Source organism: Mesorhizobium sp. CAU 1741, from assembly GCF_039839275.1.
GTDB lineage: Bacteria > Pseudomonadota > Alphaproteobacteria > Rhizobiales > Rhizobiaceae > Aerobium.
The window spans coordinates 163,190-178,572 of the sequence record NZ_JBDOQP010000006.1 but is presented as its reverse complement, the minus strand read 5'-3'; the positions used below and the strand labels follow the sequence as shown (position 1 = coordinate 178,572).

Here is a 15,383-nt window from a genome sequence, read left to right as displayed (position 1 = left end):
GTGCTGCACTCCGCTCATATTACTTCTGCATCATTCGCAACCAGCGGGGAACGACGTCCACCTCGTTTTTCGCCCACCAGCCGGCATCCAGCAGCAGCATCTTCTCAAGTACCGGAGCATAGGTCGGCAGCAGAGCCATCTTGTCGGCGGAAATCGTTCCAACCTCGAACGCCTTGGGGTTCACTGGCCCGTAGGTCGACTGGGCACCGATATTGGCCTGGAATTCGCGATCGATGAAAGCATTGAGCGCCTTCATGGCCGCTTCCCGGTTCTTCGAACCTTTGAGAATGGCCAGGCAACCATTGTCCGCGATGCCTTCGTTCAGCGTGTAGGCGAAATGATCGTATTCGGCGGTGACGGCCGACGCACGGCCGTTGGTAAGCGCCATCATGTCAATTTCGCCGTTGGCCAAAAGCTGGGTGGCTTGGCCGTAGGTCTCGTAAAACACCGTGATGTTCTTGCGGAAACCTTCCATCTTCTGGATCGCGCGGTCGACATCGAGAGGATACATCGTCGCCTTGTCCACGCCATCGCCGAGAAGCGTAAGCTCAGCCATCATGCGAGGCTGGTTGTACATCGCCCTCGTGCCGGGGAATTTCTCGACGTCGAAGAAGTCGGCCCAACTGCTTGGCGGGTTGTCGCCATAGGTCTTCTTGTTCCAAACGAGAACCATCGCATAACGGGTAAAGCCGCCGATCCAGTTCTTGCCCTTGAGATTTTCAGGCATATCGGCCGCATTGGCCACGAGGCTGTAGTCAATATCCTCAAAGAGCGTGGCGGCCTCTGCGGAACGGCACTGCTGCTCGGGCACCTCGACGATATCCCAGGATGGATTGCCGGACTGGACCTGCATCCTGGCGTCCGCGATCGACTTGATGTTGTCCAGATTGACGGTCAGCCCGTACTTTGCCTTTGCCGGATCAAAGGTCGTGCTCTTCATCAGCTCCTGATAGAGCCCGCCAGGCCCCGCGTAAGTGACCTCGTCCGCCGAAGCTGAAGTGCCGCCGACGAGCAAAAGCGACAATGCAAATGCGAATGGTATGTTTTTCATGCCAGTTCCCCTTGTTCTTGGATGTTCGATTATGCCGGCTCTGATGCAAGCCGCTTTTCCTGCTCGATAATGCCGTCCAGTTCGGTCAGCATGCGGGATACGGTGATGATGTCGCCCGCGCGTCCCATCGTGACGACGGGGTATGCGGCGGCGTCCTGTGCGAAAAGTCGCCGCCTGGCGAGGAGTATGTCGCGGATACGGATCAGGTTCGCGACGTGATCGGGGAATCGCGCATGCGCGTCGATATCGGCTTGATCGCTGGCAATTGCAGCGAAATCCGACACTGCATCATATTTGTCTACAGACGGACCCGAGATCAGCACTTTTCTTTCTCCGGTGATGTTGCTCGTGCATAAAGAGCGGGAATATCGGCCTCGTACATCGGCCGTATGGCGGGATCGCTGAGGAACAGGTTGTGGCTGTTGGGATCCGTCAGGCCAGCAGTTGTCGCGCGGGAATATTCCTGGGCCATGTCCAGAAGCGGCCGTATCTTGGCTTCCCAGCGCGCGAGACCATCCTCCACCGCGCCGGCACCAAAGTCGGTATGGCCGAGCGTGTAAGCCGACATCATCGCCGAGCAAGCGCCCTGACCGATCGCCGGCGTCATCCCGTGCGCAGCGTCGCCGATCACGGCACATCGGCCGAGATGCCAAGTGGGCGCTGACACCGAAAAATACTGGTCGAAGTGCCCGAGGCTGCCAGCCTGCTTGAAATAGGTGGCCAAGGATGGGAACGTTTTCGACCAATGGTCGACGTCGATGGGCACGGCGTGCGCCGCCGGGTCGGTCATCATGGAGACGAGGATCACGTAGACCAGACCGCCCGCACAGGGAATGATGCCCGCGCGGCGTCCTTCCGGGTGGTTGAACTCGGTCGCGTGATGCCGGTCACGCTCGCTGAACTGGTCAGGATTCGAGGGAAGCAGCATCCGGATCGCTCCCTTGCGGTGCTTTGCAATCGGTAGATCTCCCAGCAGCGAGCGGCGCGTATTCGAGAAGACGCCATCGGCACACACGACCAGATCGGCGCTGATTGTTCTGCCATCGGCGAAGCTCATCTGGCCTTCTGCCGTAACACCGGCCACACTCGACCCCAGCGAAATCTCGACCCCGAGATCGACCGCGGTGGCGGAGAGCAGGTCGACCAGTTCCTGACGTGTGAAGATCGCTGCCCGGCCACCATTGGCGCTCGGCATGTCGTAGTGCTTCAGGAGACCGTGGGCTTCGTTCCGCACATCCCAAGTCTTGATCTGGTTGCCGACCTTGTCGATGTCGGGCGCTATTTTGAGGGCGCCCAGCACGCGGAGGCCGTTCGCCCATACGACGAAACCGTTGCCGGCCGTCCGGAGACGGTCGCTCTTTTCGTGCACCCTGACTTTCCAGCCGTTCCGCGCAAACGAAATGGCCGCAACAAATCCGGCGATGCCGCCGCCTGCAATTTCTACCTGTCGCATTACCCGCACCTTTAGAAATGTTGTGTCCAGCGCTGCACCAGGGGGCCTTTGGGCCCGAACAGCGGGTCATTTGGCGGGATGGGAACCTGCTGCGCGCGCATGGCCATCTGCGCGTATTCCGACGGGTAGCCAAGCCTGAAATCATGGATGCCGAAACCGGTCGGAAATGCCCCCAGTATGGCGAGCCTCTCGGATTTTCGATCGCCGCAATGGGCTACGCCGGCGGGTATGACGAGGGCATCGCCCTTGCCGAGATGAGCATCGACACCATGCTCACCACCGAGCCGGCAGGTGAACTCCCCATCCATCACGGCGATGAACTCGTGGGCATCGCTGTGGAAGTGATGCCGGGGATACATCCCGTCCGCCGAGAACCAGTCCGGAATCCATCCGTTCCGGCCTAGGCAATCCTTCAGATTGCGAGCCTCGATCCTGTCGTCGCCGAGGTTGCGATACACGGTGATGGGAAATCTCGAATTCGGGACACTTCCGTCCCCGACGACGAAATATTCCTCCACCGACACCGGCGCCAGCCCGTCCTCTTGAAGTATCCCATGCGCATCAATCATGACGAAGACTCGTTCCGACAATTGCTTTTCAGTTTTCAGACATTTCTTTTCAGTTTCCTGATCGTCTATCTCTAGCCATATCAACCTCGTCATGACCTAAATTTGTTTATTGTTACTTTCATCGCATACTGTTGATCGCATCCTGACGATTTCGTCATCATTAATATTTTTGAGATTCCAGATATATTCTGGTCACCTCATCCGTTGAACGTTAAGTCGGCTTGCTCTAAGGTGCTTGCCTTTGACGGACGTAGTTTTGATCAAAACGGACAACACTGCTGGAATGGCGAAAATTGCATTTATCCTCGTGCCAGGCTTTCCCCTCATGTCGTTTTCGGCGACGCTCGAACCTCTGAGGGCCGCTAACCACATTTCCAACCAGAAGCTCTTTGATCTCTCGCTTCACTCCGACGGAGGCGGCTGGGTCAGCTCATCGGGGGGAATGGCTGTCGAGACCCAGGATCTGCCGCAGGCAACAGAGGACCTGTCTCACCTGTTCGTGGTCGCGGGCGGACATGTTGACCAATGGGGGTCGCGCCGCATCGACGCCTGCATACGGCGCACCGCGCGTCACGGCGCGACGATCGGCGGCATCACGGCCGGTCCGTTTTTCCTTGCCCGGGCCGGGCTGTTGACCGACCGAAGGTTCACCATCCACTGGGAACATGTCGACCTTTTTCAGGAGATGTTTCCGCTGCTGACGCCGGAGCCCGCCCGATATGTCAGGGATGGCAAGACGGTGACATGCGGCGGCGGCATCGCAGCACTCGATCTGATGAATTCCTTGATCGCGGAGCGTGCCGACGCAAGCCTGGCGCAACGGGTCTCAGAGTGGTTCCTCTACACCAAGGGCAGTTTTGCAGGAGACCCGCAGCGCGGCAGCGTCTCGGATCGCCACATCGTAACGAACAGCATCGTTAGCGATGCGATAGCCCGGATGGAGGGCAACATCGCCGTTCCACTATCCAGAGAGGAGATCGCCGAAGAGATGGATATCTCGTCGAGGCATCTCGAGCGCCTCTTTGTCAAATATACCGGCGCCACTTTTTCCGAGATGTATATGCGATGCCGAATGACGCTTGCGCAGCGCCTCCTGTGGCAGAGCACCGTCAGCATTTCAGACGTTTCCCTCGCGTCCGGCTTCTCCAGCCTGCCGCACTTCTCCCGCACGTTCACAAAGCGATACGGCAAGAGCCCCAGCCGATGGAGGCAGCAAATCCTCGAGGACTCCCACTGGCTTCGGCGTTCGGGGAATTAGGGTATGCTCACCAAGAGATCGACCTTCTGAAAGGCAAGACGGCAGTTTTGGGCCCCTATTTCAGTCGTTCCGGGCCTTCTGCGCATCTGCCGAAAGCGGACATCGTCGGAAGTGACGCGACGTTGACGCCAGCCACCGCTCTAAACGCCAATCTTCATGCGAAAATCACCGAACGACGCGTCAGTTCAAACCTACTACCACGTCTTCAGTCGCTGTTCGGGAGCCAGCCACATCGGGTCGCCTTCCTTGATGCCGAATGCTTCGTAAAAGGCATCGACATGCTTGAGTGGAGCCACGGTGCGGTAGACATTCGGCGAGTGGTAGTCCCGTGCGGCGAGTCGCAGATACTGGTCGTTGGCTTTCGACGCCCACAACTGTGACCAACCAACGAAGCAGCGTTGCGCCGGGGTCATGCCATCGATCTCGACGTCCTCTTCCGGATGCTCCTCGAGATATTGCATCAACGCATCGTATGCGGCGTTGAGGCCGCCGACGTCGGCCATGTTCTCGGCGACCGTCAGCGTTCCGTTGATCGACAGCCCGGGCAGAATTTCGAAGGCATCCGCCTGGCTTATCAGCTTCTGTGCTTCGGCAGTAAACGCCGCCAGGTCGGCTTCGGTCCACCACGCGCGAAGATTGCCGTCGGCGTCGTATCGCCCGCCTCTGGTGTCGAAACCGTGCGTCATCTCATGGCCGAGCACGGCGCCAAGCCGGCAGAAATTGAGTGCGACGTCGGAATCGGGATTGAAAACCGGCGGCTGAAGAAATGCCGCCGGCACCTCGAAACCGTTCAATTCTGGATTATAGGCCGCGTTGACGATGATCGGCAGAGTGGACTTATTGTCAGCGAACTGGTCACGGACGAAAGGCTTGCCGAGCTTGCTCATGCCCCTGTCGTAATTGAACGCCTGTAGCGCCATGATGTTGCCGACAAGGTCGTCGGGCTTGATATCGACACTGCTGTAGTCGATCCAGTTTTCGGGATAGGCCACATAGAAGGCCAGCCGGTCGAGCTTGTCGAGCGCTGCAGCATGCGTCTCTTCGGTCAGCCAGGTTACTTTCTCCATCCTTGACCGGAAAGCCGCCTTGACGCGCCCGATCATGTCCGTCGCGGTCGCCCGTGACGACTGATCGAAGAAATTGTCGACATAAGCCTTGGAGAACGGGTGACCCAGTTGAAGCTGCAACACGCCTTGCGCCACTTCCTCGCGTGGTGGCAGAACCGAAACACCGGTAAGGGCTGCATTGAGGGCAAGATAGGGTTCATCGAACGCTGTCGTCATGACCCCGGCCATGCGCGCCAGCACCTTGACCTTCAGAAACTCCTTGAAATCGCTCAACGGCCGGGTGCGAAGCATCTCCGACAGCGCCTTGGTGTAGCGCGGCTCGCTGACAATGAGCCGTTCCGGCGCCTGCACGCCGGATGCGACAGCCAGTCTCTCCAGGTTGAGCTCAGGGATCATGGCCTGCAGTTCGGCAAAGCTCATTGCAAAATTGGAATTGCCCGGATCAGCGGATTCCTGTGGCGTCAGCTGGCCCGCGTGAATTTCGCGGTCGATCGCCAGCGTCAACCTTGCGACCGAGGCAGCCTTCTCCGCATCGTACCCCACCAAGGCTAGCGAATCTTCCAGGTATGTCAGATAGGCTGCCACCTGTGGCGATCCGTCGGGCAATTCATACAATCCACCGAAGGACAGGATCGGATCGCCGCTGATGAAGTAAAGGATGAACTGCTGGGAGTCCTGATTGTCGGGATGTACGACAAAGCTCGCAAAGGCAAAGGCTCCCATGTTCCGGGCGTAGTAGCCGAGATAGTCCGACAGATCATCCAGCGAGGAGATGGCATCGATCCGCGCAAACTCGGGCTTGATCGGCTCTATACCCAGCGCATTGATGCGATCGACATCCATGTAGGAACTGAAAAGGTCTCCAACCTGCTGAAGCGGGCTGCCTTTGGGGGCCACCGCCGCTTCTTCGGCTGCCTTGGCCACCACCACTTTCATCTGGGCCTTCACATGTTCAGTCACGTAGGCGAGGAAATCGACCGAGGGCAAATTGGATGGGCGATCAACGCGATCAAGCCACCCGCCCGCCGCGTAGCGATAGAAGTCGGCTCGGGGATCGGCGGTTCTGTCCATGTTTTCGACCGAGAACCTGAGCTGATCAGGTCCGATAGAGCCGACACTTTCGACATCCTGGGCAGAGCCGGTCGTGCACAACGCCAGCGAGACGGTCAAGAGACCCAGGAATTTGCTGATCGATCGATCCATCCGACTTCTCCTCATCAAGGCTTCGAACTGCACACTCGGCACAGGCCGGTTTCAAACTCATTCCCTCCGGCCAGATTGCGAGCGACCTTTCATGTCGATCCGGACCTGATGATTCTCAGCGACATGCTGGTGCGGACCGCGCCATCTTACCCGCCGAACACCACCGCTTCCGGTATCTCGTACCGTTCGACGCCTCCGATGCGGACCAGATAAAGATCCGAGATCTGCTCGAAGGTGATGTCCATGCCAGGATCGGTTTCTACGGGCCTACCGTCGACAAACCGCACATAGCGCTCGCCTCCCGCAGGAAGCGCGATCCAGACGCTGGCGTTTCCGCCATTGCCGCGCGAGGCCCTGAAGGTGCAGTCCCTCGTCGGTTGGCCGGCAGATGGTGAACATGGGACCTTTCCGCTGGACTCGGCTGTCGTACCGCCGTTTTGGGGGCGAGCTGCCTCGACGAGGTAGCGTCCGCTCACCCATCCCCTAAACCGCTGCTCGCTTCCCGCTTCGATGCGGCACCATTTTGATCCGCTGGCCATCTCGCAGCCGCGATTGGCGACAACGTCGCCATCCGCCAGTTCACCCACGATGCCATGCGAAGTGCCCGGGCCAGACCGGACATTGAGCGTGTCGTTGCGGGGAAGACCAGCAACCCGCCAGAAGTCGGGTCCTCCAGCCAAACCATCGGCATAGTCGGGCCCGGGCGCAGCGCCGGCATCTGAAGCGGCGCCGTCGATCGATACCGACAGCTCATAGTCCATCGACTCGTTTCGCCGCGCCGCGCTTCTCATCAGGTAGACGCGGATGCGGTAATCGGCGTCTGCGGGAAGAACATCGGTGTAGCTGTTGCCGGACACCGAGCCGATGTGAATCGCCTGAGGATCGTTTCCCCTCATCAGATTGAAGTAGCCTGCCGGGTTGGAACTTTTGAGATCGATCGACATCGTCTGGCCTGCCCGTGCCCCGAGCACGTAGTCGACGATCCGTTCGCCAGTCAGACTGCCGTCGACGGAGGTACCTGACGCCCCCGCCGCGAACTCGATCCTTACTTCATTGATCGGCTGTGCGAGGATCGGCGTCGCAAGCAACAAGGTGCGACGACTACCGCCGCCCTGGGTAGCACTTGTACCATCGCGCTTCACCTCTTCGGGTTGTTCTGCAGCAGTCGTCTGCCGCTGTTGTGCGCCGCCAGCCCGCAGCCGCTGGTACGGCTGCATGCTATCCGCGCCGTACATGGCTCGACTTTTGTCCCGGGCGGGAGCCCTCAGATCATCCGGAACGAGATAAATCGGCCCGAGCGGGCGAACTGGCATTCGAATGGCGGATTGCCTTCTGTGCCTCGATCCACCGTGCCAGTGACGACAAACCCGCCACTCGTGGATGGCAGTGCAGTGTTAGTGCTGACGTAGTCCGGCCGGGTGTTGAACTCGCCCGCGGCTTCACCGGCGCAGTAGCTTTGCATCTGCTGCGGAGTCAGGCCGGCGGCGGCGGCGGCCACGGAGCTACCCGTACTGGAATCGGTCGTGCATCCCGCAACAACAGTCAGTGCGACCACAGTGGCGCCGCATGCAAACATACTTCTCATAATGTTCTCCCAAGTATCAACGTGACGAAAAGGCATTAGATCAGTATTTCGCCCTGGCGACACGCTCAGAACGACAATCCGATATCCGGCCCCGACACCTCCAAACGATCCGGGCCAGAATTCCCTCTTCGGCCAGAGCCGATAATGCCAAATTCTTCTTGCACGCGATATGTGAAATCTGTCGCGACCTTGCGGACAAAAATCATGTCTCCGGCAGGGCAACGACTATTTGGGAGCCGCGAGGCGAAGCGCGTCGGCAGTTGGTTGCCGCGATATCTGGCTGCGGAACCATCGCACAAGCGCGTCGAGGGCCGGCTCGTTGCGGCGGGTCTCCTTGACGCAGAGGTAGTAGTCCTCATGCGTTGGAATCTCTGTGTCGTCGAGCAGCACGAGTGATCCTGCTTCGACCTCGCGGGCAATCAGAAAATCGGGCACGAGCGCTGCTCCCAGTCCGGCGCGAACCATTTCCAGTGCCGTCACATAATGTGATGCGAACAGCCAGCGTTCTTCCGGGAGCTTGACGTGGTTCTTTCCGGCAAGCTTCGCGTATAGTTTCCAGTCATTCCCGAATTTGCCCTTCGCAAGGTCGGTCGTGATCAGCGGAAACGTACCGTGTCGTTCACTTGAGGGCGACAGGACCGGCACCAGCTTCTCTGGCCAGAGGAGGAGCGAAAAGAACCCCTTTTCATTCGGTAAGGTCGTCACGAATGCATCCGCGACCGCGTCACTCAGCTCTGGATCGCGCGCATACATCTGAAGGTGCAGGTCGAAACCCGGCTTTGATGCATAAAGATCGGCGAGCCGCGGGACTAGCCATCCCGGACCGAAACTGCTGCACACCGCCAGACGAACAATAGGGTCGTGCTTGCCAATCACATCGCTGACAGATCGATCGATCGTTGTGAACGCTTCCTGCAGCTTGACTGCGAGACGCGCTCCAGCTTCCGTCAGCGCAACGCCACGGCCTTGCTTGCGCAACAGGTTCTCACCCACCAGATTGGTTAGGAGGCGCAGTTGGTGGCTGACGGCACTCTGGGTCACGCCGAGCTCGCTCGCGGCATGCGACACAGACAGATGCCGAGATACCGCCTCGAATGCCTGCAGGGCTCGAAAGTTCTGCCTGAAATCCATGGACGTCAGAGTAGTGCCAGGCCCTCCGCTACGCCAAGGCAAAAAGAATGCGCGCACCTGTCTTCGAGCCGTTCTCGCGCAATGCCTTGCCAATACATGAATCCATCATCGCATTTCACTCAAATTCTCATTGGACGGGTGGACGTCGAACCCCTTCAATAAGGACGAGAGAGATGGAGCCGCGCAATGCCATCAATGACATTCGATCTCGACCGCCGACGCCTGATGTTGGCAACGTTCGCAACGACGGGCGCGTTCCTCGCGGGCGACCTTTTTGCCAATGAGGTGTTTAAGGAAATCAAGGACCTGAAACCGGGCGAATTCACATGGCACCCAGACCGGCAGCCAGAAGGACCGGTGGCGGTCGTGGTGTCACTTCCTGAACAGCGCGTTCATATCTATCGCAACGGGGTGCGGATCGCGGTGTCGACCTGTTCTACCGGCAAGCAGGGGCATTCAACGCCGACGGGCGTATTCGTTGTCCTGCAGAAGGACAAGCACCACAGATCGAGCACCTACAACAACGCACCGATGCCGAACATGAATCGACTGACCTGGTCGGGCATCGCTCTCCACGCAGGCAATCTTCCCGGTTATCCCGCTTCGCATGGCTGCATACGACTGCCGATGGAATTCTCCGAGAGACTGTTCGAGATTACCCATCTCGGCACGCCAGTCATCATATCCGGGTCCCACTCTGACCCATGGGAGCTTGTGCACCCAGGAATGGTTCTCAGCGGCTACGCACAAACGGAGTTCGAGCAAGTAGAGGCGGGGCTGGAAGAAAAAAGGCACCCGAAAGACTGGGCTGAAGCGGAAGCCTATCCGGTCACCTCAATCATCGCCTCCTCAGCCGATAAAAGGGCTGTGCTGATCGAGAACGGTGAAGTCATAGCAGAAGGGCAAGCGACCATTAGCGGCAGAGGGCCCCTCGGCAGCCATGTATTTGTACTCAATGGCGCGCACGGTGATAGCCAGGGTATGCACTGGACAGCGATCAGCCACAATACAGACGTCGGTGGCTTCTTTCAGCCAGAAGAACGCGCACTGAACCGCGTTTCGGCCGATGGCAATTTCCTGCAAGCAATGCGCGCACGGCTTCATCCGGGCATGATCTTCATCACGACGGATGCACCGCTTCATCCGGAGCGAAGGTCCGGGCGTGACTTTGTCATCATGTCTTAAGGTCCAGAACACCTTTTGGGCGTGCACCCCACAACGGCTATCCAATGCCTGATCGGACGATAGATTAATGAACGCTGGGAAGTTTTCAGCCAGTTTCCAGTGTCGTGTCATATTGCGATTCTCATGCATCGGCAGCTTGCGTGAAGCGCGGCAGGTGATCCATCAATTGGCCGCATGACGGCTTCCTTGCTGTTTCTGACTGTCAATATTGCTGCGCTGCATCTTTCGATTGCCTCTGATCCATCTCGACTGGTTTGGCGTTGCGCTATGGCGATCGCGAGTCTGGCTGTACTGCCTTTCGCTTTCGGTCCAATCATCCCGATTGCCCATTTCATTTTCGAGTCGACCAGCAGACCAATGCTTTGGGTAACGCAGTCGATCGTTGCTCTTATGAACGCCGCACTCACTTGGCGCATCGTCGCTCGCTTGCGGAGCGGATTCGACGCAAGACTGTATCGATTGTTCGCCGGTGTCTTGGTCGGTCAGATCATCTGGTTGGGTTCTTCGATCCGCGTATCCGACAATGAGCAAGGCGTGACCACCCCGGATGTGTGGGACTCGCCTGTCTACATTTTGGACTGGCTGGCAGCGATTGGCATGTGCATCCTCCTCTCGATTGCGGCATGGCAAGCTGCGCAGTCGGGTACTTTCCTTCGACTGCTCATTGGAGGCTATCTTCTCGTCGTCGTATTCTTGGCAGTTGGTACTGTCGGCTGAGTGCCGTTCAATCGGGCTACATCGGTCTATGGCTGGCGCGGGCTTGCGCGCGACGGCTCAGGCCGCCTCCGACATTCGACGTGCTTCCGCCTCGCGGAAACTCTCGTCACGAACCTTGCGCAGGAGGATCAGGCCACAGATGAAGTTGGGCAATCCCATTGCGATTGGCAGGAAATCCTTGGCAGACCCCAGACCTTCGAGCGCCGCCGGGTTGGCGTCCACCCCGCTAGCCTGGCTTCCGGTTAGAAGAATGAACAGAACGCAGTCCCATAGCCAGTGATAGATGATTGCGGGCCAGATCGATTCAGTGCGGATGACGATCGCCACGAACAGTATGCCGCTCATCGCGGCAGGAACCGATTGCATGAGTGCGCCGTTGAGGTCGCCGGTGTTGAAGACGTTGAGGATGTGGACCGCGCCGAACAGGACAGAACTGACAATGATCGCGGTCCAGATGCGGTACTGCGTAACAAATGCGCGAAACAGCACGCCGCGGAACATCGTCTCCTCCGAGATGCCGACCAACAGCGTGTTGAACGCGATGAATACGATCATCGATGCCGGGGGCAGTCCGGTGAGCAGCGTCACGGAGAAGATGAGCAGCAGCCACGCGACGGGGAACCACATCACCTTCAGGACGGAGTGCGGCGGCCCGAACGCAAGGTCGTTCCATTTGCGGGCGAGGATGAACGCGACCAGAAGTACGATTGCCGCCACGAATTGCCAGCCGATACCGTTCTTCACCATTTCGTCGAGCGGGACTTCCGCTCCGCCGAGCAGGATTTTTGCGCCGAGCAGCGTGACAACGATCCACAGCGCGTAGACGATGAGGCTGATGATGATGCGGGTGTTCATGGCCTGCTCCTTCCTCAAGCGGCAAGTCCAAGGACCAGCTGCGAATATGCACTACAACCAAGTGATCGCGCAATTCGCTAGTGCGTTTGACCCAAATAGAAGTGCAAGAGAGTGTGCTGGTCTTCGGAAATAGCAAGAATGTGCTTTCAACGGGTTGTCGAGCCAGCCTACTGCAACTCAGCTTCAGCTTGTTCATTCTCGTGGTCCCCTGAGCGCAGGCGACTCCACCGGGTGACGGTTTCGTAGGCGACAGCTAGAATGACGGGACCGATGAAGACGCCGATTACGCCCCATTGGGCGAACCCCCCGAGGGCGCCCAAGAACGCAAGCGTGGCGGGAACATCGCGCCCCTTGCTGGCGATCAAGGGCCGAACGACGTTGTCTACAATGCCGACCACGACGATGCCCCAAAACAAAACGAATGCCGCCTGCCAGCCCTCGCCGTCCGCCCAGAGCCAGATCGCAAGTGGAATAAAGACCAGCACGGGCCCTATCTGGATCAGTGCCAGGATGAAGGTGACACCGGCGAGCAGCATCCAGTTCGGGACGCCAACGATGAGGTATGCGACTGTCGCAACAAGCGTCTGCACAAGCGCGGCACCAAGCACGCCAATCACTGTCTGCCGCGCGGTCAAAGCCGAGGCGCGCCCGATCTGCTGCGCGAAACTTCCGCCAAGCTTGTAGAAGAACTGGTCGAGACCGGCGGTCAGGCGGTCGCCCGCGTGGAGGAACACCACCGCAAGAAGGATACCGATCGCAAACTCTCCGACAAAGATCCCGAACACCTCGGCCTCTCCCAGCAGCCATAGGAAGCCGGCCTTGATCTCCTCCCGGAAGAGTGTCAGCGCATGCGACGTGTCTGTGGTCAGGTCGAGCCAAAACTCCCTGATATGCGGTCCGATTGCCGGGAGCTCGGTCAGGGCCGCCGGAGGCTCGACCGGCCCGACCTCCGAGAGCGTGCCGGTCCACGAAAGCATGTTGGGCAGGAAGTCCAGCATCGCCGCCGCAAGCCCCAGCGCGGGTATCACCACCGTTCCTGCGAGAAGGAGACCGACGATCCAGGTGCAGAGCAATCGACGACCGCCCATCCGCCGAACCAGCCAGCGAAACCAGGGGGCGATCGCCACCGCGACAACCGCGCCCCAGATGATCGCGGGCAGGAAGGGCGAGACGGTCAGGAAGACAATGACTATGAGCGCGGCGATGACGGCGATCGGCGCCGATCGCTCGATGATTGCCGAACGCCAATCGAATTTCTCCGCAGACTGATCCATCTGAATTGCCTCAGTGTGCCGGTTCGTAGCCATGTCTTCTGAAACCTTGTTTCTACCGGACACAACTCACGCCGACTTTTTCGAAAATACCCTGAGCGGCGCTGCAAGTCATTGAACCATTCAGGTCGGTCACCAATCGTGCACCCGGCGATACGGAAGACAAGGACGATTGAGCCGGAACAGCTGGTGGTCAATTGACCATACGACGGCAGGTAAACGCATAGTCCGACCTGAAACCGGACAGTCCGCAAGCGGCCCCTGTCCAGTCCTCCCGCGAGAGGCTTCGGTTCGGCTTCATTGCCTGCAGAATATGACGGACAGATTGTTCGCGGGCATCTCATGGATCTCCGGTTGCCCGAAGCCGTGCAACCCGGCGCAGCGGGTGATTTCCTCGACATTGCGCAAACCCCATTCCGGATTGCGCGAGCGCAACTCGCTGTCGAACGCCATGTTGCTCGGTGATGGTTGCACACCACTACGCAAATATGGGCCATAGATGAAAAGAATGCCGCCTTGGCCAAGGACGGTCTCCGCACCACAGATGAGTCCTTCCGCGGCAGACCAAGGCGCTATGTGGATCATGTTCAGACAAATGACCGCCGCCGCAGGTCCTGCCTGCCAAGGCAATTCGGTCACGTCGAGGCGCACTAGGGGTAGAATGTTTTCGAGCGCTTCAGCCGCCATCCACTGTTTGATCCATCCGAGAGAGAGCTCATCGCGTTCGCTGGGCTGCCATGTGAGGTACGGCATCATGCGGGCAAAATGAACGACATGTTGTCCAGTTCCGCTGCTGATTTCGAGCACTGTGCCACGATCGGGCAAGACGCGTTTCAGGACATCGGTGATGGGTCCCTTGTTGCGTTCGGCAGACGGGCTGACAGGGCGCTTGTCAGGAGAGACATCATCCAGTTCCTCGTTTCGCAATCAACTTCCTCCCTGTGTGGATGCCCAAAAGTATGTCTGCGCGAAGAAACGCCGTCTTTCCATGAGGTGAAATGTCTGGGTCGATCAAGACGATTGTCGCGTTCTGGATCGTGATCCCCTGGAGGGTGTTGGCTTCACCCGGATCCGCATTGTCCCGCCCTCGGGATGGTTGATCTCAAACTCGTTCGTCTTTCGCACAAGGTCGCTCAATTTGCGGAAGCCGAAGGTTCGCGGATCGAAGTCGGAGGCAAGATTGGCAAGCTGGTTGCCGACCGCACCAAGCGCTACCCAGCCGTCCTCACTCTCCATCTGGGCAATTACTCGCTTGATAATTGCCGCCGCCGTGCTCGGTGGCTGAAGAGGCGCGGCTGATTGAACGGCATCGGACGCGTTGGCGGGAGCGGTCGGCAGCAGGTTCTCGGTGTAGACGAAACGGCGACAGGCCTGCCGGAAACTCTCTGGGGTCTTTTGGTCACCGAACCCATACACATCAACGCCCTGTTCGCGGATGCGGGCGGCGAGCCGCGTGAAGTCACTGTCGGAAGATACAAGGCAGAATCCATCGAGCCGACCGCTATGAAGAAGATCCATCGCATCGATCACCAGCGTGATATCAGAGGCATTCTTGCCTGGCGTATAGGCAAATTGTTGTTGTGGAATGATGGCGTGTTTCGACAAAATATCCGCCCAGCCCTTGGAGCGGGCGCTGGAGAAATCACCGTAGATGCGCCGAACGCTCGCTTCCCCGATCTTCGCGATTTCCTCGAACAGACCATCGGCGATCTTTGCCGAGGCATTATCGGCATCAATCAACACCGCAAGGCGCGGGGATCGTGGTTCAGTCGCCATCAAGAACTACCATTCACGCGGTCCACTACCATTTCCATCACGACATGATAGCGGCGTTATCGGCAACCCGGAAAGTGGCATGCGGTCCGAAGGCAGCCGTACACCGGAGCATTGTGGCAGCATGGGCTCGCTGGAGCAAAACGCGGCCTCGAAAGCTGGCGATTTGGGTCCGAACACGGGGAATGAAACGGCAGCTTCGACCAATCGGTCGCCTGAAAGCCAGTCTGGAGACGGACCCTGAAGCCAGAATGAATCCTTCCCG

General features: G+C 58.7%; 15 protein-coding genes. 3 read left to right on the top strand and 12 right to left on the bottom strand.

Annotation, left to right across the window (positions count from 1 at the left end; all coding sequences use genetic code 11):
- Positions 1-19: 19 nt before the first annotated feature.
- From AAFN84_RS21770 to AAFN84_RS21755, 4 genes are read right to left on the bottom strand one after another with little or no spacing between them, the layout of a single operon-like run.
- Entirely contained in the window at positions 20-1,051 is a 1,032-nt protein-coding gene (locus AAFN84_RS21770; RefSeq protein ID WP_347516802.1) for an ABC transporter substrate-binding protein, read from the bottom strand.
- A gap of 29 nt (positions 1,052-1,080) precedes the next feature.
- Positions 1,081-1,374 (bottom strand): hypothetical protein, encoded by a 294-nt coding sequence (locus tag AAFN84_RS21765; RefSeq protein WP_347516801.1) that lies wholly within the window; start codon positions 1,372-1,374, stop codon positions 1,081-1,083.
- Positions 1,368-2,504 carry an NAD(P)/FAD-dependent oxidoreductase gene (locus AAFN84_RS21760; protein ID WP_347516800.1) on the bottom strand — a complete coding sequence of 379 codons (1,137 nt, stop codon included), beginning with the start codon at positions 2,502-2,504 and terminating at the stop codon, positions 1,368-1,370. The genes AAFN84_RS21765 and AAFN84_RS21760 overlap by 7 nt, the downstream gene beginning before the upstream one ends.
- Positions 2,505-2,515: 11 nt before the next feature.
- On the bottom strand, positions 2,516-3,166 hold the full coding sequence (locus AAFN84_RS21755; RefSeq protein ID WP_347516799.1) for a cupin domain-containing protein: 651 nt from the start codon (positions 3,164-3,166) through the stop codon (positions 2,516-2,518).
- A 142-nt stretch (positions 3,167-3,308) separates the two neighbouring features.
- Between AAFN84_RS21755 and AAFN84_RS21750 the strand changes: the two genes are divergently transcribed.
- Complete coding sequence (locus AAFN84_RS21750) at positions 3,309-4,331, top strand: GlxA family transcriptional regulator (protein ID WP_347516798.1); 1,023 nt, start codon at positions 3,309-3,311, stop codon at positions 4,329-4,331.
- A 194-nt stretch (positions 4,332-4,525) separates the two neighbouring features.
- On the opposite strand, the gene AAFN84_RS21745 is transcribed toward AAFN84_RS21750, so the two are convergent.
- The 4 genes from AAFN84_RS21745 to AAFN84_RS21730 all read right to left on the bottom strand — a co-directional run bounded on the left by AAFN84_RS21745 (position 4,526) and on the right by AAFN84_RS21730 (position 9,317).
- A complete protein-coding gene (locus tag AAFN84_RS21745; protein WP_347516796.1) occupies positions 4,526-6,601 on the bottom strand; it encodes a M13 family metallopeptidase in 2,076 nt (691 codons plus the stop codon).
- 146 nt (positions 6,602-6,747) lie between these two features.
- The gene (locus AAFN84_RS21740; protein WP_347516795.1) at positions 6,748-7,836 is read right to left on the bottom strand and encodes an SH3 domain-containing protein; all 1,089 of its coding nucleotides are present in this window, start codon (positions 7,834-7,836) and stop codon (positions 6,748-6,750) included.
- A 29-nt stretch (positions 7,837-7,865) separates the two neighbouring features.
- Positions 7,866-8,099 (bottom strand): hypothetical protein, encoded by a 234-nt coding sequence (locus AAFN84_RS21735; protein WP_347516794.1) that lies wholly within the window; start codon positions 8,097-8,099, stop codon positions 7,866-7,868.
- 312 nt (positions 8,100-8,411) lie between these two features.
- Positions 8,412-9,317, bottom strand: a complete 906-nt coding sequence (locus AAFN84_RS21730; protein ID WP_347516793.1) for a LysR family transcriptional regulator — start codon at positions 9,315-9,317, stop codon at positions 8,412-8,414.
- Positions 9,318-9,503: 186 nt separating this feature from the next.
- Here AAFN84_RS21730 and AAFN84_RS21725 point away from each other — a divergent pair, with 186 nt between their 5' ends.
- On the top strand, positions 9,504-10,502 hold the full coding sequence (locus AAFN84_RS21725; protein ID WP_347516792.1) for a L,D-transpeptidase: 999 nt from the start codon (positions 9,504-9,506) through the stop codon (positions 10,500-10,502).
- 186 nt (positions 10,503-10,688) lie between these two features.
- A complete protein-coding gene (locus AAFN84_RS21720) occupies positions 10,689-11,219 on the top strand; it encodes a hypothetical protein (protein ID WP_347516791.1) in 531 nt (176 codons plus the stop codon).
- A gap of 57 nt (positions 11,220-11,276) precedes the next feature.
- Here the strand turns inward: AAFN84_RS21720 and AAFN84_RS21715 are convergent, their stop codons facing one another.
- From AAFN84_RS21715 to AAFN84_RS21700, 4 genes are all read right to left on the bottom strand, one after another.
- The gene (locus AAFN84_RS21715) at positions 11,277-12,074 is read right to left on the bottom strand and encodes a CPBP family intramembrane glutamic endopeptidase (protein ID WP_347516790.1); all 798 of its coding nucleotides are present in this window, start codon (positions 12,072-12,074) and stop codon (positions 11,277-11,279) included.
- Positions 12,075-12,241: 167 nt separating this feature from the next.
- Positions 12,242-13,348 carry an AI-2E family transporter gene (locus AAFN84_RS21710; RefSeq protein WP_347516789.1) on the bottom strand — a complete coding sequence of 369 codons (1,107 nt, stop codon included), beginning with the start codon at positions 13,346-13,348 and terminating at the stop codon, positions 12,242-12,244.
- A 294-nt stretch (positions 13,349-13,642) separates the two neighbouring features.
- Positions 13,643-14,272 (bottom strand): DUF938 domain-containing protein, encoded by a 630-nt coding sequence (locus AAFN84_RS21705; protein ID WP_347516788.1) that lies wholly within the window; start codon positions 14,270-14,272, stop codon positions 13,643-13,645.
- Between the two features lie 84 nt (positions 14,273-14,356).
- Positions 14,357-15,121: an NYN domain-containing protein gene (locus AAFN84_RS21700; protein WP_347516787.1), complete on the bottom strand. Its 765-nt coding sequence runs from the start codon at positions 15,119-15,121 to the stop codon at positions 14,357-14,359.
- Between the last annotated feature and the right edge of the window lie 262 nt (positions 15,122-15,383).

Bases quoted from the DNA above. Each gene is read 5' to 3' on its own strand.
- AAFN84_RS21700 (WP_347516787.1), bottom strand. From the start codon at position 15,121: ATGGCGACTGAACCACGATCCCCGCGCCTTGCGGTGTTGATTGATGCC.
- AAFN84_RS21710 (WP_347516789.1), bottom strand. From the start codon at position 13,348: ATGGATCAGTCTGCGGAGAAATTCGATTGGCGTTCGGCAATCATCGAG.
- AAFN84_RS21755 (WP_347516799.1), bottom strand. From the start codon at position 3,166: ATGACGAGGTTGATATGGCTAGAGATAGACGATCAGGAAACTGAAAAG.
- AAFN84_RS21715 (WP_347516790.1), bottom strand. From the start codon at position 12,074: ATGAACACCCGCATCATCATCAGCCTCATCGTCTACGCGCTGTGGATC.
- AAFN84_RS21740 (WP_347516795.1), bottom strand. From the start codon at position 7,836: ATGTACGGCGCGGATAGCATGCAGCCGTACCAGCGGCTGCGGGCTGGC.
- AAFN84_RS21760 (WP_347516800.1), bottom strand. From the start codon at position 2,504: ATGCGACAGGTAGAAATTGCAGGCGGCGGCATCGCCGGATTTGTTGCG.
- AAFN84_RS21725 (WP_347516792.1), top strand. From the start codon at position 9,504: ATGCCATCAATGACATTCGATCTCGACCGCCGACGCCTGATGTTGGCA.
- AAFN84_RS21745 (WP_347516796.1), bottom strand. From the start codon at position 6,601: ATGGATCGATCGATCAGCAAATTCCTGGGTCTCTTGACCGTCTCGCTG.
- AAFN84_RS21730 (WP_347516793.1), bottom strand. From the start codon at position 9,317: ATGGATTTCAGGCAGAACTTTCGAGCCCTGCAGGCATTCGAGGCGGTA.
- AAFN84_RS21770 (WP_347516802.1), bottom strand. From the start codon at position 1,051: ATGAAAAACATACCATTCGCATTTGCATTGTCGCTTTTGCTCGTCGGC.